The following is a 14,712-nucleotide window of genomic DNA, read 5'->3' as shown; positions in this document are numbered from 1 at the left end:
CTACCCGCGACATCCCTCCCAGCTCACGCTGACGCCGGCTCCCACGCAAACCCGTCCGGGTCGGTGAACGGGCCGGCGCCGCCGTAGCCCCGTGATTTCGACTTTAAGCCGAGGCCCCACCGACCGCTTCTCCGATCCTGACCGATGTGTCGTCAGTCCAGGCAGAGGCACAAAGGATGACCGGCCGGGTCAAGAAACACCCGGAATGTCGTTCCCGGCTGATTCTCGTGCTTGGTCGCGCCGAGCTCGAGCACAGCTGCCTCAGCGGCGTCGAGGTCGTCCACCACGACGTCGAGGTGCATCTGCTGCGGAACGTCCTGGCCGGGCCATTGTGGCGGCGTGAAGGAGTCGACTTTCTGGAAGGCCAGCGAATCGCCGTAATCGGCGCGGATGGACCACCAGTCGTCGTCGTTCCGCTCGACTTTCCACTCGAGCAGAGCGCTGTAGAACTCAGCCAGGGCCTTGGGGTCGGGACAGTCGAGTACCACGACCGGGAAGCGTGCGATAGCCATGGCCAACACTCTAGGACCGATTTCGGAGGATCGCATCAACTTTCGTTCGCGGAATATACCCGGAATTACCGATACCGCGTGGCGAGCTCGGGGCTCTGCGCCCCGAAAGCGGCGAGGTCTGCGTGGAAGACGGCGTCGAGAAGGCCGACGTCCTCCACGCCCGGTGCGCAGACGGTTTCGCCTAGTTCCAGGCCGCGCAAGCTTGCCGTGACGACGTCGGCGGCGCTCATCCGCGGCATCCTGCTCAAGTCCATCCCTTGGCGCTCGTGGAACTCGGTGGCCACCACTCCCGGGCACACGACTTGCACCGTGATTCCGGTGCCCTCCAGTTCCGCGCTGAGGGTCTGGGACATCGCGACGAGGTACGCCAGGCTGCCGCCGTAGACGACGCGGCGGGGCATCTGGGCGTGCGGGGCCGGGCCGCCGAAGGCGATCATGCCGGACACGTTGATGATGGTTCCCCCGCCGCGTTCCTGCATGCCCGGGATTGCCGCCCGGCTCAGCATGGTGGGCGCGAGAACCTTGACGTTGACGAGTTCCGTGGCCTTGTCGGCGGGAAGTTCGGCGAAAGGCATGTAGTGCGCGACGCCGGCGTTGTTCACGAGCATTGTTACCGGCTCGGTTGCGCAGATCCCGGCAACCGTGTCGATACCCGCCGGCGTTGACAGGTCGGCGACGACGGTCCGGACCGTAGTCTGAGGGTGCGAATCGGCGAACTGTTCCAAGCGTTCCTGCCGTCGGCCCACGATCACCAGGTCGTAACCGTCGGCGGCCAGGCGTTCGGCGAATGCCTGGCCGATTCCAGAGCTGGCGCCCGTGATAAGTGCTAGCTTGCTCACTGTGGTTCCTCCTGTTGGCGGCAATGACGACCGTTCAACGCAACCACGGAGCTGACGTGCTGTCCACCTCCCGCACGCGAAGAGCCGGGCGACGGCGCGATGCTGCGCTGGCATCCGGAAGCAGCCAACGACGGCGAACTCACCCTCACGGACCACCTCCCCGAACGCTTGGCAACAGTCGAGGCCGCCTTCGGTCAGCGCCTGGACCAGCGCCGATCAACCGGGCCGGTCAGCCTGGCCGCCGGAGAACATCACCTCGGTGCCATGGACCACTGGGGGACAAACTGGACCTTGGCTTCGTGGACATTCCCGTGCTTGAGCCGTGGATGCGGATCACGTTGCGGGGCGTGTGGCAGGGCGGCGAAGAGATGGTTGCAGTAATCCCCCCGTCATCGTGCATTTGATCGTGTGGGTCTTACGTACATGGCGTGGGCCAGCAACTGCGCGGCCCGGGCCGCGGGGTTACCGCGGCACGGTGATCGACCGGCATACGGGCGCAGACTAGGCGGACCCAAGCAGAAGATTTACGGCAGCGAATTCCTCAGATGTGAACAGATCCTTGTTCTCGGACAGCAGGTCGGCGGGTGTGCGACCTGTGTGGTCTCGAGCGCTGCGATCGGCGCCGCCCTGGCAGAGGGCTTCGATAGCTGAGACATTCCCGCGGACAATCGCTTCGTGTAGCGGTGTGGCCCCACCGTCACCGGCGGCGTTTACATCCGAACCGGCCGAGAGAAGAACCTCAACCGCCATGCCACCAGCCCCAACGGCATAGTGCAAGGCAGTCCGTCCGGTGTTGTCGCGCCTCGCTACATCAGCACCGGCCGAGAGGAGAAGCTGTGTCAGACCGAGCCTGGAAGCGTCGTAGTAGGGCTCAGGCTCGTCGACTGACTCCATCAAGGGCGTCACATCGGCAGCTGTGTCAGAACCGTAATTGTCAACAGGGGCACCGGCGTCCAGCAGTTCGCGGACAAGGGCGACGTTGTCGCTCCACACGGCGAACCCCAAGGTGCGTGGGGTGCTCGGCTTCGAGGGCATGTTCTAAGCATCCACCAAGAGTCGCTGCTCGTTCGGAGGTGCGCCCCAATCCCTGCAGACAGATCTTGTTCAGAGCGTCGGGCGCGTCCGGTAAAGGGATCCTTTAGCGGACACGGACAACGCAAATCCCCGCTGCTCTCTAAAGTGCAATGATGACTGCATGCCAGAGCAGAGTTGTGTACCGGGAGATGAATGGGCGGCATGACGCGGGCCGAGCTCCAGCAGCTGCTCGCCCGTGAGCGAGTCCGCCCCGATGCTTACAGCCTGAACGGTGAGGTAATCGACGAGCGCCTGTGCCTCCTGACTGAGCCCGGAGGATGGGTGGTCTTCTATTCTGAGCGTGGCGGACGAACGGCGCCGCGACACTTTGAAACCGAAGTGGAAGCCTGCGACTTCATGGCGATACGGTTGCTGGCCGACTCGGGTAATCGTCTCCGTGAGAACAACCCGAGGGCTGATTAGCTCCCATGGCCCTCGATGAGGGGTGTCCGAAAGCCGATCCACATCCGGGCAGCCGGGCGACACTGTGCTGGCCGATCTGAGTGGTGATCTAGCGCCTATAACTGCAGCGAGAACCCATCGACAGGAGTAAGTAATGCACGACAAGCGCGGCATTGACGCAGCCATCCATGACCTGTCCGTTGCGCACATGGCAGAAGAAGGACTCCTGAACTGGTTCCAGTCGGAATGGCTCATGGATCCGCGCCCGCTGGCGGCCGATGTATGGGTGTTCTCGCCAGATTTCCAACGGATACTCGTTGTTCAGCATCGCTGGCGCGGCCTCGTACCTCCCGGTGGACGAGTGGAACAAGGCGAGACGCCGCGCGAGGGCGCAATTCGCGAACTTGCGGAAGAGACCGGCGCTAAATTCCTTATTTCCGACCGCCCGGCTTTCGCCGCTGCCCGCTCATACCGGTCAGACTGGACAGCGACGCTGAACTTGTCCTATTGGACGATCGCCGACCCCACAACGGAGCTCTTACCGGAGGTTGGCCAACCCGCACGCTGGGTCGACGTTCGCTCTGACTGGCGAACCTTTCACAAACCGGATGCGACTGTGATAGCCCGGTTTGCAGAACAACAGAGCGCCTACTGACGGCTACTGCTGCTTGCCGCAGTGAGTGGAGGCATTGGCACGCTTAGCCGTCCACTCGACGGCCAATCCACAGACAGTGGACATTAGGTGACCGACGGCCCAGTTCCGGTTTGTTTTACTTGGGAGCATGGAACCATCAGATGACAACGGCCGTGCCCTGCAAGCTGACGGGCTTGTCAATGCCCGCGATCTCGGTGGACTCAGGCGCGCGGACGGCACCTTCACACCGCGTGGCGTGTTTTTCCGAAGCGAAAACGTCGACTGGCTCGCCCCGGAGGGATGGCAACACCTATACGATGCCGGGATCCGCACCATCGTCGACCTTCGCCAACAGCGCGAGCGTGACATGGACACCCAGGAGCGCCCCGACTGGCTCACAACCGTCCACGTCGATCTCGACGGCCTTGAGAACACCGAGTTCTGGGCCGACTACTGGGACAACGGACTGGTAGGCACCGCACTCTATTTCCTGCCTCACCTCACGACCATGCCCGAACGAGCAGGCGCCGCACTGTCCTCGATCGTCAACGCTCCGCCAGGCGGCGTCCTTTTCCACTGCATGGGAGGCAGGGACAGGACCGGGATCATGGCCATGCTTCTGCTCTCGGCCGTCAGCGTCCAGGATGAAGCCATCGTCGATGACTACCTTGAAACCGTACGCTTGGGCGATCTACGGGCCGCCAGCAGCAACCGGAACAATATCGAACCCCTGCTCAACGACCTCTGCAAACGCCACGGCACCACCACGGAGGGAGCTTTCCGCGCTGCGTTGGACGGCTTCGACCTGGACGGTTTCATCGAAGCAGCACGGCTTAGTCACGAGGACCGGGCCGCACTTGCTAGCTGGCGCGGTAACGTCGACAACCGAAGCGCAACGGCCAATGGAAGCTGCGAGTAACTGCCCCCGAAGTCACATTCACAAGGGAGATGATTTCCTGGTCTGTTCGGTGGAGGATCCTTATGCGGACGTTGCTAGCTCTGGCAGATCAGGGGAGGCCTTCGAAGTACTGTGCCACATCGTAGTTGCCGATTAATCGGGCCAGTCCCACGGGTGTCTGCCCTGTCCCGTTCGAATGCATTGGATCTGCACCGCGTGAACGCAGCAGTTCGATCATCTCGGGTCGCCCGCGCGAGTTGAACACGGCGACGAACAGCGGTGTGTTGCCGAAGGAATTGATTGCGTCGACCGTCGCGCCAAGGACGAGCAGTGCGGCCGCCGCGTCCATGGCGTGCTCTTGGGACGCAAGGTGAAGCGGGGTGAATCCCTGGCTGTCGGACGAATCGGGCGACTCGCCTTCGGCGATCAGTCGCTTCACCTCGGCGGCATTATTGGTGAGTGCTGCGTAATGGAGCGGAGACCGACCTGCGGCGTCCATGGATACCTCGATTCTTGGTACAAGGGGACGCTGCACCATAACTGATCGCTTAACGGACTTGAGCTACGCCCGATGAGGGATCCCCACCGGACTATCGTCGGGGGGGTGTCCCTATGTTTTTTGTCAAGCATTGGGACGGGTTTTTCTTCGAGATGGTGGCGGATCGTTTTTGGGGCAGGGATGAATGGCCGGCGGGGGTTGCCCCGCCGGCTGATGCCTCTGGCCTCTCAGGCTGTCGCGGGCCTCGGCGCGTCGTAGAGCGTGCCGTCCCGGAGCATCGCGAAGAGGACGTCGCAGCGGCGCCGGGCGAGGGCGATTAGGGCCTGGTTGTGGCGTTTGCCCTCGGCGCGCTTCCGGTCGTAGTACGCCCGTGACAGCGGGTCCTTCAACGCCGCGAATGAGGAGAGGAAGAAGGCCCGTTTGAGGCTTTTGTTGCCCTTCTTGGACGGGTGGTCGCCGCGGATCGAGGTTCCCGACCGCCAGGTCACTGGGGCGAGTCCGGCGTAGGAGGCGAGGTGTCCGGCGGACTTGAATTCCTTGCCCGCAATCTCGGTGAGGATGCGCGCTTCCGTCCTGACCCCGACCGCCGGCATGGAGGTCAGGACGGTGTGAAGAGGGTGGGCCTCCACAAGTGCTTCGACCTGGGTGAGGATCTCGTCTCGGGCGGTGCGCAGCTGCTTGAGCATCGCCGCCAGTTGGGGCAGGACGATGCCTGCGGCGTTGGTGCCGGCGACCACGACGGTCTGCTCTCCCAACGCGGTGAAGACGTCCGCCGCCCAGCCTTTCCCGGCCCGCGGCGCATGGCGGGACAGGAGGGTGGTGACCCGGTTCTGGCCGGCTTTGCGCAGCGTCTCCGGCGTCGGGTATTTGATCAGCAGTTCGGCCATGGCAGGGTGGTCCAGGTGCTTGCCGATGACTCGTTCCAGGGCAGGGTGGACCTGGGTCAGGAGCCCGCGGATCCGGTTGGAGGTGGCCGTGGCCTGCTTGGCCAGATCGTCATCAAAACCGCACAGCATCGACAGCTCCGCGGCCTGCTCGTCGGCGACCACGATGGAGCGTAGGGTGTGCGGCAGGGACCGGGCGGCTTCGGCAATTATTGCTGCGTCTCGGGCGTCCGTTTTGGCCTCGCCTGGGTGCAGGTCCGCGATGCGCCGCATGGCCAGACCGGGCAGGTAGCCGACCATGATGCCTTCCGCCTGAGCCACAGCGACGGGCAGGGCGCCGATGGTGGAGGGCTGGTCAACGACCAACAATACGCGTCCGTTGCCGGCGACGGAGCGGATGATGGCTTGCAGTTTTGCCTCGTCCTGGGGCAGCGCCCGGTCGAGGATCTTCTTGCCCTGGCGGTCGATGCCGACCGCGTGGTGATGGCTCTTGCCGACGTCAACACCGATGAAGATGTCGACGAGTTCATGGTCTTTGATCAACGCAAACCTCCCAGAATTCGTGTCCGTCAAATCTGTGTTGGCATGTCCTGCGGCGGCAAGGCTCGGCATCCACGTTACGGCTGACCTACGCGGTGTTTCATTGCGCTGGTCCGGTCCCCATTAGCGATCCCCTGGCGCCTATCGAATCCCGGTGACAACACCCCCCGGATCATTGATGACTGGGGTGGTTGGGTCCCCGGGTAGGAGTCCAGTGTTTGTGTGAGTTTCGTGTCCGAGAATGGACGCAGGAGGAATTTCACGAATCATGGCACGCAGACACACCCCCGAGCAGGTCATCGCGAAGGTCCGGCAGGGCCAGAAGATGCTCAATGACGGACGCCCGATGGTCGAGGTCATCAAGGAGCTCCAGGTCACCGAGGCGACCTGGTACCGGTGGCTGAAGGAGTACGGTTCCGAGAAGAACGCCGAGGCCTCCAGGCGGACCAGAGAGCTGGAGAAGGAGAACGCCCGGCTCAAGCGGTTGCTGGCGGAGAAGGAACTGGCCATCGACATTCTCAATGAGGTGGCGAAGGGAAAATTCTGAGCCCCGAACCGCGCCGCCGTGCCGTGCGCATGGCGGTGGAGAAGTTCGGGGCGTCCGAACGCTTCGCCTGCGCGCTTCTGGGCCAGAACCGGTCCGCGTTCCGCAAGAAGAAACCCGACATGGGATTCGAGGAGGCGCAGCTGCGTGCGGACCTGAGGGCCGTGGCCGTGAAGCATCCCGCGTGGGGCTGGCGGAAGGCCCGCTGGCATCTGCTGGCCCAGCCGGCATGGGCTGGTGTGGCACTGAACAAGAAGCGGGTGCGCCGGCTCTGGCGTGACGAAGGGCTCACGTGCAAACCCAGGGCGAGGAAGAAGAGGCGCACCGGCCCCGGCGCCGGGGAACAGAAGCGTCTCACGGCCCAGTACCCGATGCACGTGGTCAGCTTCGATTTCCAGTCCGACGTGACCTCCTGCGGCCGACACATCCGGTTCTTCAATGTCATCGACGAATACACGCGCACGGCGCTGGCAGTCATTCCGCGCCGGTCCTTCAAGGCCGCCGACGTCATCGCGGTGCTGGAGGACATCATCGCCGAAACCGGCACCGCCCCGACGTACGTCCGCTGCGACAACGGGCCGGAATTCACCGCCGCAGCGCTGGTCGGCTGGTGCAACACCGCCGGGGTCGATACCGCGTTCATCGACCCCGGATCACCGTGGCAGAACGGCTTTATCGAGTCGTTCAACGCCCAGTTCAGAAGGGAACAACTCACCGGAGAAATCATGGACACCATGGCCGAGGCAAGGTATTTGGCCGAGGAATGGAAAGCTATCTACAATCATGAACGGCCCCACGGATCCCTGGATGGCATGACGCCGAATCGGTACTGGGAGAACTGGACGCAAGAAAACCAATTAGCTATCGCATAGACGCTGGACTGCTAACGGGGACCCAACCAGGGGGACTTAATCATGCCGGGACCGACAGGCCAACAACCCCAATTCTTACTCGTTAAGGGCTGCTAAAAAGGTAACGGGGGGCACAGACCCTGGAGACGCTGGTCGGACTGAGACAAAGTGCCTCTCAGGGCGCCGGAAGTCTGCGATCGGCTGCTACATATCCGCGGTGTCTTCCCACAGGCAGTCTGTGAGGCCGTGGTTGGCTCCGAGTACCTCGCCGAGAGCCCCCAAGTCTCGGACGCGTTCCGGAGGGAGCGCGATTTCGAATTCAAAGATTTGCGTGCAGAGGGTTTCGAATGCCACGAGCCGTTCGCCGGCGTCGATCAGTAATTGGATGTTGGCTATGTCGGTGTCAGGGAGGCCGACGGCTGCGTCCATTGCTCTGTGGAGCCGGACTGCAATCTCTTCTGGCGGCGGATTCGTCATGCGATGCGGAACCTCGAGGTCGTCCATGCCCTCTAGTTAACAGCCTAGGGGTGTCGTCCGGTAGGCGATCCCCTATCGAACGCAAGTAGGCTCGTTCATCTCTGGAATCCATATAGGTACACGCTCGCTAAAACTCAATCAGGTCATCGACGGCGGCGTGTAGCCAGCTGTTGAAGTCTGGGAATTCGCCCCTGGCTTCCCACCCCGGCGCCGCCCAGTCATGTACCAAACCCACTTTCCTTGTGTCCAGGTCGAAGCAGAAGCAGTCATCGTTGTCTTGACGTTTTGCGAACAGCACCAAATGACGCGTTGGGTAGCGCTTGCGTATCCCGTTTTGGAGGTCGCGCAAATGATCGCCTGTGAGTATCCACCACGGCTCCAGTTCGAAAAGTTCCAATTCCACCAGCCGAAGGAGCCCGCGGGGATAAGAGAACCCTTCTGGCAGTTCTTCAGCTGTGAAAAGCAGTTCACTCATTGGTCCTCCGTGGGAAAGCGACATCGGCCTGCACAAACATTAACCCTCGTGCACCAGACCGCTTCAGCCAAAAAGGGGCGCACAATCACCGAACCAACGGCGTCCGCAAGCCGGTGGCCCAACGGACGTCCCAAGCGTCCGGTCAAGGATCCCTCACCGTGCACATGGATACAACCAGTGGAGACGACAGGCCAGGTGAGGGACCCTCAAACGGAACGCACGCATGCGTTACATTCCGCTTTGCTTGCCGGCAATGCAATCGAGATGCTCAGCCTCTTGACCGCGCACCTACCTTCAACGGGCCTCGGCGCATGGCGCCTCCATATGTTCGGCATTGCAGCGGCTGTAGCCCCTATGGCGGTGATGAGTGGATGCGCGACGCCGGTAGGGCTGACAATCGATGCCTCGACAAGTCCGGCATCCACCCCCGTCTCAAGTGTCCCTTTCGCCCTCTTCGCTCATTGCGGTATCTATGAGGCACGGGTGCAGGACGCGTCTCGCTTTCCTTACAGCAAAGCCGCGGGCGACGCTGACGCATTCGGGAAGGATCGTCCTGCGGGCCGGTGTGTGAAAATTTTGGCATGCCCTCTCCGCAGTCACTGAGCGAAGCCGATCGGCGTATCGCCGCAGCGTGGGCGGCGAACTGCGCCGAGCGGGTTCTGGTCCTGTTCGAGACGGAGGCGCCGGGCGACGGCCGACCACGTGATGCCATCGCTCGTACGCGGGCGTTTGCTCGCGGTGAACTTGACGCCGCAGGTGAGATTCGCCGGCGTTTCGTCGCTGGCCGGGCCGCGCACGCGGTGAGCTCTCCTGCGGCCGTGGCCGCCGCCCGTGCTGCTGGACAATCTTCTGGCGTCGCTCACATGGGCGCGCACGCTCTCGGCGCAGCCGCTTACGCCGCGCAAGCGGCCGGGCTGGCCGCCCTGGATCAGTCCACGGCCATCTCCGACGAGATCTCCTGGCAACTCGAGCACATGAATGCTCAAGTACGGGCCGTGCTTCAGCAATTACCGCCAGTTGGTGAGGATTCCGCTGGTCCGCTCGGTCCCGGACTTCTCGCGTCGGGACTTCTTGGGTCAATCATTCGGAAGATTCAGGCCGGTATCGTCAGTAGCTCGCCACATGAGGGTGTCACGTGAGGGACCCCCAGCGTGCGGCTGTGCGGGGGGCGTCTATTCGTGCACGAGGGGTGCTGCGAGTCCGGCGAGCAGGATGCTGATGCCTTGGTCCAGTTCGGCGGCGCCGTCGTAGTCGGCGAGGACCGGGCCGAGGGCGCGGAGGCGGGGGAATTCCTTCGCGGGCAGGCGGTGCAGGCCGAGGCGGAGCAGTGCTTCGTTTTCCTCCGGGTCCACGATGAATTCCTGCAGTTCATTGAGGATGTGGCCGTACAGGAAGCCGTAGTACGCCCGGTAGACGTGCAGTGCGTCGCCTGGGGTGAAGCCGGCGTCGATCAGTAACGAGAGGATTTGCTCGAGCGGGCGCAGCGTGCCCAGCGGGCGCAGGCCCAGGGGTGTCGAGAGCGGGCGGGTGACGAGCAATGGCACGACGTTCGGGTGCCGCAGCGCCAGCAGGCGCAGGTCGTGGGCTATCTGGCGCAGCTGTGCCTGCCAGTCGGGGTTGTCCGGGGAGATGGGAAGCTCTTTCAGGACCCGCTCCGTCACTCCGTCCAGGAGCGCGGCACGGTTGGCGGCGTACCGGTAGAGGCTCATCGGATCCCGGCCTAGTTCCTGGCCCAGGCGGCGCATGGTGAGTGCATCGAGTCCTTCCGCGTCCACCAGTGCCAGGGCGGTGGACAGGACGAGGTCCCGGCTCAGCCTGGGTTTCTGCCCGGCGGGATTCTCGCCGGCACCTGCAGCGGAAGAATTGGCCGGAGACTCTGGGGGAGGCATGGGGGTTCCGTCCTGATCTGATCGTTTCATCGCGGCTCTTGCCGGGAAAATAAGCTTGCTTACTTTGTAGTCTACGCGTAAAGTCTACATTGTAGTGAAGTTCGACAGCAGATTAAACGAGGCGGACTTCAACGCACCGCCGCTGGCCGTGCGCTCCATTTCCCAAGTCCGTGACTGCGCACCACGCACAGACCGCCCGAACCGCAGAATTCCACAGAACCGGGCGACCACTCCCCTGCTAATACGACATGGCAGCACGCAACCTACCCGCAAAGGGACCCCATGGCTAAGACGGCTGACATCCAGTTCGACCAATTCCTTGAAGAATCCACCATCACCACCTATGACAAGTCGGACTCCGCTCTCGGGCGGGACTGCTTTTACGGCCTGTACACGAGCTGGTGCTTGCTCCAGCAATCCTTGCCGCTGCCGGAAAACGTATTTTGGGCAGCGCTGAAAGCCAAAGGCATCCATCCAGCCGGCAACGGGCTGGCCATGACAGGCCCAGCGGCGGCCGACTACATTCTGGCAAGCTACCCGGGTCTGGCCTGAACCGTTGAGCACCATCTCAAGCACTTACATCCCCCGGGACGCCAACCAGCCCCGCGGCACCCAACCCTGGTGCGCGACATGCGACACCGATCTGCACCTCGTCGTGGACTCCATCGCCATCATGGACAACCGCAAAGAAACCCTCGCCGTTGCCGTCACCTGCACCCGATGCGGCGGAGCCCGCGTGCTGTCCACCACCGCGGGCCTCGTCGCCCCCGTATTGGCCCGCTCCCCCGATAAGGATGACGTCCTTCACCTGGGCGCCGAGTACATCCACTGCGGGGAACCCATGTCCCCGAGCAACCCGGACCTGAGAACGCCGCTAACACCGCTCTCGACCCAACCGCTCCAAACGGACCTCCTCGGCGCCTACCTCCGCACCCGGGTCCTTCGGTGCCGGTGCGGCTTCCAAATGGAAAAACCGCACTAACCACCCCCACACACAGCTCATTAGTAAGTATGCTTACCAATGAGGTCCCTGGCCGCCGGCCAGGGCACTCACACAAACAAGGAGACTCACATGTTGCTTTGGATAGCCATCATCATCGCCATTCTCTGGCTTCTCGGTTTTATCGGCGGCATCGGCGGTGGACTCATTCACATCCTTCTGGTTGTCGCCGTGATCGTCCTGATTTTCCACTTCATCAGCGGCAGGTCACGCGTTTAGCGGCGCACCCCCCGCCAACCGAGGCGAGTCGTAATACGCGAACTCCACAGTCCTCCGGCATGTTTACCGGAGGACTGTGAAAGCTTGACCAAATTTCTGACTGAGGCCGGGTTCGCTCCCGCGACCGCTACCGCTTTCCAGTCCGCGCCCCCGAGCTCAAACGCCAAGGTAACCGGAATCTTTCTTCAATTCCCCCTTCGGGGCTCCGTCTTCCTGCGGTCCAGGAAAGTAAGGGTTACCGCATGAAACAACATGCCGACGGCGATGCCCCCCTCGGGGGCCGATACCGCCTGATCGAGCGCATCGGGTCCGGAGCGATGGCCATCGTATATCGGGCCACCGATGTCTTTCTTGGGCGCGACGTAGCAGTCAAAATCATCAAGAAACCAGCCCGCAACGGCGTGGCGGCGGCCATCGATGACGACGAAGTGAAGGTCCTTGTCCGCATGAACCACCACGGACTGGTCACTCTCCTTGATGCAGGCGTTGATAGCAACGGGCCCGGTGAGCCACGTGTCTATCTGGTGATGGAGCTCATCGAGGGCCCGGACTTGAAGCAGCATCTGGCCCGGGGTGTACTTGGGCCGCGCCACACGGCACAGATCGGACACGATGTGGCTGACGCTTTGGCCTATATCCATGGCAACGGTGTGGTGCACCGGGACGTCAAACCGGGCAACATCATGATCTTTGACTACCACCAGGACGCTGCGCGGATACGCGCGAAGCTCACCGATTTCGGCATAGCCCTAATGTCCGAATCGCCGAGGGACACGGACGGCGGAGTCCTGGGGACCGCGGCCTACCTCAGCCCCGAACAAGCCCGGGCCGAGCCCGTTACTTCCGCCAGCGATGTCTACTCCCTAGGGCTCGTCCTGCTTGAGAGCCTTACCGGACAGGTCGCCTTTCCCGGCGATCCGATCCAGAGCGCCGTTGCCCGGCTGATCCGGGATCCACACATCCCTGAAGACATGGATCAGGACTGGAAGACACTCCTGACCGCCATGACTGCCGCCGATCCGCTGGAACGACCCACAGCACGCGAAGCATCCAAGGCACTGTTCGATCAGGTCTCGGCAGGCCGGGCCAGGCACAAAGTGGCCCCCTCCATCATTCCCGACGACGAAATCGCACGTATGGCCGCCGTGCACCAATACCGGATATTGGACACCCCGCCCGACGGCGCCTTCGACAGAATCACCGCCCTGGCAGCCCGGCTATTCAACGTACCGATAGCAATCGTCAGCATCGTCGACCATGACCGAATCTGGTTCAAGTCCCACCATGGCATCACGGCCGAGGAAATTCCCAGGGACCCGGGCCTGTGCGCCTCAGCCATCCTGCAGGGCGACGTCTGGGTCGTGGAGAACGCTCCCGAAGACCCCCGGACACTCACGAATCCCCTCGTCGCCGGGGACTTCGGCCTCGGATTCTACGCCGGGGCTCCACTGAAGACTCGTGAGGGATACAACCTCGGAACCATGTGCATACTCGACACGGTCCCGCGAACAATGTCCGCGACTGACATGGCGACCCTGCAGGACCTGGCGGGGCTTGTTATCAGCGAGTTGGAACTTCGGCTCGAGAGCCGCGAACTGGCACAGTCATCCGCTGATTCATAGTTCGTCTTTGGCGCCGGCCGGTGCGTGCGCGTCCTACGCCTCGAAGTGCGTCTCGATGCTGTTCCCGGACAGTTGCTCGATCAGTTCGGTGGCCACGTCCCGAAGTTTGCGGTTGCGGTTGCTGGAGACCTTGGTAAGGATCGCCATCGCCTCCGACTGCGAGCATCTGTTTTGCGCCATGATGACACCGCAGGCCACGTCGATGGCGGTCCTGCTTTGCATGGCTGATTCCAGGTTCTGTGCCCGGTGATGGGCGGAGTCGATGCGCACGGAAAGATGGAGTATGTTGCGTGCAGCGGCGGCGAAGCCCACGGCCTTGTCGAAGACATCCGGGGTGAATGCGCCTGGCTTGGAGGCGAAAAAGTTCAGCGCGGCGCTGGCCTCCTCACTGATTTCCATGGGAATCCCCAACGAGCTGTGAACACCTATCTCGGCGAATTTCTTGGTGAGCGCCGGCCAGCGCAGATCTGTCGAATCGTCCTCGATGATCACTGGCGACATCTCCCGGAGTGCCGCGATGCAGGGGCCGTCACCGATAGCCTGCTCAAACCGGTCAATCTCGACGGCGCGTGAGCTGCTGCCCGCAGCGGTAAGGGGCCGGCGTCTGACTTTGACGGTGATGGCGCATTCGATCTCATCGTCGGAGGCTTCGGAAATCGAAGCTGCAGCGAGCTTGGTGAGTCCGGTGAGGAATTCAGAGACATTCTCTGAGCCCGCCAGCACAGACTGAAGGTCCAGAATGCCTTGAAGAAGGCCTGCGGCTTCGTTTTCCGGTGAACTCGACATCCCCCTATCCTACTTTCCTTGTTTCACAAGGGGCACGGTGCCGCGACGCTGGCAGCCCGCATCCCGCCGTCGTATGCTGCATGCAGTCCTAGGCTTTCGATCCCCTAACCCGGAGCAGACACATGCAGATGCCCAAGCCGTCCGACGCCGACAAAGACCGCTTCCGCGCGGTGGTGCCGGAAAACCCTGACGTCGTCGTCAAGCCGATGTTCGGCAACCTCGGCGCCTTCGTGAACGGCAATATGTTCGCCGGCCTGTTCGGCCCGATGATCGGCGTCAAGCTTTCCGACGACGACCGCGAGGTTCTGGAGGCCAGCCACCAAACGCTTCCCTTCGGCCCGGAAGGCCGCGCCATGGGCGGCTACGTCGGCCTCCCCGAAGCTTTTGCCGGCGACGACGAACAAACGGCGGAGTGGGTCGAGAAGGCGTTCGCCTACGTTGCGACCCTCCCGCCGAAAGCCGCGAAACCGCGTTCGGCGAAGAAGTAACTGCCCCACCACCGGCCCGGCACCAAACTCAGGGAAGTCCTCCTTGGCGGCGTCCGCGGGAAAGCTTGAGTGGCCCGGG

At 62.7% G+C, this 14,712-nt stretch carries 19 protein-coding genes; 10 read left to right on the top strand and 9 right to left on the bottom strand.

Annotation, left to right across the window (positions count from 1 at the left end; genetic code table 11):
• Positions 1-152 precede the first annotated feature (152 nt).
• Positions 153-512 (bottom strand): VOC family protein, encoded by a 360-nt coding sequence (locus OIT41_RS05190; protein ID WP_241710441.1) that lies wholly within the window; start codon positions 510-512, stop codon positions 153-155.
• Between the two features lie 65 nt (positions 513-577).
• Complete coding sequence (locus OIT41_RS05185; protein WP_264637512.1) at positions 578-1,351, bottom strand: SDR family NAD(P)-dependent oxidoreductase; 774 nt, start codon at positions 1,349-1,351, stop codon at positions 578-580.
• Between the two features lie 99 nt (positions 1,352-1,450).
• On the opposite strand from OIT41_RS05185, the gene OIT41_RS05180 reads away from it, so the two are divergent.
• Positions 1,451-1,732, top strand: coding sequence for a hypothetical protein (locus OIT41_RS05180; protein ID WP_264637511.1), 282 nt, complete (start codon positions 1,451-1,453; stop codon positions 1,730-1,732).
• A 120-nt stretch (positions 1,733-1,852) separates the two neighbouring features.
• Here the strand turns inward: OIT41_RS05180 and OIT41_RS05175 are convergent, their stop codons facing one another.
• Complete coding sequence (locus OIT41_RS05175) at positions 1,853-2,386, bottom strand: ankyrin repeat domain-containing protein (protein ID WP_264637510.1); 534 nt, start codon at positions 2,384-2,386, stop codon at positions 1,853-1,855.
• 595 nt (positions 2,387-2,981) lie between these two features.
• Between OIT41_RS05175 and OIT41_RS05170 the strand changes: the two genes are divergently transcribed.
• Both OIT41_RS05170 and OIT41_RS05165 read left to right on the top strand, forming a co-directional pair.
• Positions 2,982-3,482: an NUDIX domain-containing protein gene (locus OIT41_RS05170; protein WP_319801842.1), complete on the top strand. Its 501-nt coding sequence runs from the start codon at positions 2,982-2,984 to the stop codon at positions 3,480-3,482.
• Positions 3,483-3,609: 127 nt separating this feature from the next.
• On the top strand, positions 3,610-4,380 hold the full coding sequence (locus OIT41_RS05165) for a tyrosine-protein phosphatase (RefSeq protein WP_264637509.1): 771 nt from the start codon (positions 3,610-3,612) through the stop codon (positions 4,378-4,380).
• Between the two features lie 88 nt (positions 4,381-4,468).
• Here OIT41_RS05165 and OIT41_RS05160 read toward each other — a convergent pair whose 3' ends face one another.
• Together OIT41_RS05160 and OIT41_RS05155 are read right to left on the bottom strand one after the other, a co-directional pair.
• Positions 4,469-4,858, bottom strand: coding sequence for an ankyrin repeat domain-containing protein (locus OIT41_RS05160; protein WP_264637508.1), 390 nt, complete (start codon positions 4,856-4,858; stop codon positions 4,469-4,471).
• A 227-nt stretch (positions 4,859-5,085) separates the two neighbouring features.
• Positions 5,086-6,285 (bottom strand): IS110 family transposase, encoded by a 1,200-nt coding sequence (locus OIT41_RS05155; protein ID WP_264637507.1) that lies wholly within the window; start codon positions 6,283-6,285, stop codon positions 5,086-5,088.
• A gap of 265 nt (positions 6,286-6,550) precedes the next feature.
• On the opposite strand from OIT41_RS05155, the gene OIT41_RS05150 reads away from it, so the two are divergent.
• Positions 6,551-7,698, top strand: a protein-coding gene (locus OIT41_RS05150) for an IS3 family transposase (RefSeq protein ID WP_241711096.1) whose coding sequence is annotated in 2 segments (ribosomal slippage) — positions 6,551-6,824 and positions 6,824-7,698 — 1,149 coding nt in all. Because the reading frame shifts where the segments join, the coding sequence is not laid out codon by codon here.
• 183 nt (positions 7,699-7,881) lie between these two features.
• Here the strand turns inward: OIT41_RS05150 and OIT41_RS05145 are convergent.
• On the bottom strand, positions 7,882-8,181 hold the full coding sequence (locus tag OIT41_RS05145) for a MafI family immunity protein (protein ID WP_264637506.1): 300 nt from the start codon (positions 8,179-8,181) through the stop codon (positions 7,882-7,884).
• A gap of 100 nt (positions 8,182-8,281) precedes the next feature.
• On the bottom strand, positions 8,282-8,629 hold the full coding sequence (locus OIT41_RS05140; protein ID WP_264637505.1) for a hypothetical protein: 348 nt from the start codon (positions 8,627-8,629) through the stop codon (positions 8,282-8,284).
• 581 nt (positions 8,630-9,210) lie between these two features.
• Here OIT41_RS05140 and OIT41_RS20930 point away from each other — a divergent pair.
• A complete protein-coding gene (locus OIT41_RS20930) occupies positions 9,211-9,768 on the top strand; it encodes a putative immunity protein (RefSeq protein ID WP_264637504.1) in 558 nt (185 codons plus the stop codon).
• 33 nt (positions 9,769-9,801) lie between these two features.
• Here the strand turns inward: OIT41_RS20930 and OIT41_RS05130 are convergent, their stop codons facing one another.
• Positions 9,802-10,518, bottom strand: coding sequence for a TetR/AcrR family transcriptional regulator C-terminal domain-containing protein (locus OIT41_RS05130; protein WP_264637503.1), 717 nt, complete (start codon positions 10,516-10,518; stop codon positions 9,802-9,804).
• Between the two features lie 282 nt (positions 10,519-10,800).
• Here OIT41_RS05130 and OIT41_RS05125 point away from each other — a divergent pair, with 282 nt between their 5' ends.
• The 4 genes from OIT41_RS05125 (at position 10,801) to OIT41_RS05110 (ending at position 13,359) form a co-directional block, all read left to right on the top strand.
• Positions 10,801-11,070, top strand: coding sequence for a hypothetical protein (locus tag OIT41_RS05125; protein WP_241711013.1), 270 nt, complete (start codon positions 10,801-10,803; stop codon positions 11,068-11,070).
• A 4-nt stretch (positions 11,071-11,074) separates the two neighbouring features.
• Entirely contained in the window at positions 11,075-11,500 is a 426-nt protein-coding gene (locus tag OIT41_RS05120) for a hypothetical protein (protein WP_264637502.1), read from the top strand.
• 90 nt (positions 11,501-11,590) lie between these two features.
• Positions 11,591-11,737 (top strand): lmo0937 family membrane protein, encoded by a 147-nt coding sequence (locus OIT41_RS05115; RefSeq protein ID WP_139359552.1) that lies wholly within the window; start codon positions 11,591-11,593, stop codon positions 11,735-11,737.
• Positions 11,738-11,979: 242 nt separating this feature from the next.
• A complete protein-coding gene (locus OIT41_RS05110; protein ID WP_264637501.1) occupies positions 11,980-13,359 on the top strand; it encodes a GAF domain-containing serine/threonine-protein kinase in 1,380 nt (459 codons plus the stop codon).
• Between the two features lie 33 nt (positions 13,360-13,392).
• Here the strand turns inward: OIT41_RS05110 and OIT41_RS05105 are convergent, their stop codons facing one another.
• Positions 13,393-14,145 carry a GAF and ANTAR domain-containing protein gene (locus OIT41_RS05105; RefSeq protein WP_241711018.1) on the bottom strand — a complete coding sequence of 251 codons (753 nt, stop codon included), beginning with the start codon at positions 14,143-14,145 and terminating at the stop codon, positions 13,393-13,395.
• 122 nt (positions 14,146-14,267) lie between these two features.
• On the opposite strand from OIT41_RS05105, the gene OIT41_RS05100 reads away from it, so the two are divergent.
• Positions 14,268-14,633, top strand: a complete 366-nt coding sequence (locus tag OIT41_RS05100; protein WP_264637500.1) for a TfoX/Sxy family protein — start codon at positions 14,268-14,270, stop codon at positions 14,631-14,633.
• Positions 14,634-14,712 lie beyond the last annotated feature (79 nt).

The sequence above is a fragment of the Arthrobacter sp. YA7-1 genome, assembly GCF_025960325.1.
GTDB classification, from domain to species: domain Bacteria; phylum Actinomycetota; class Actinomycetes; order Actinomycetales; family Micrococcaceae; genus Arthrobacter; species Arthrobacter bambusae_A.
Note: the sequence above shows the minus strand (reverse complement) of the source record. Positions and strands in the feature narration are given on the sequence as shown.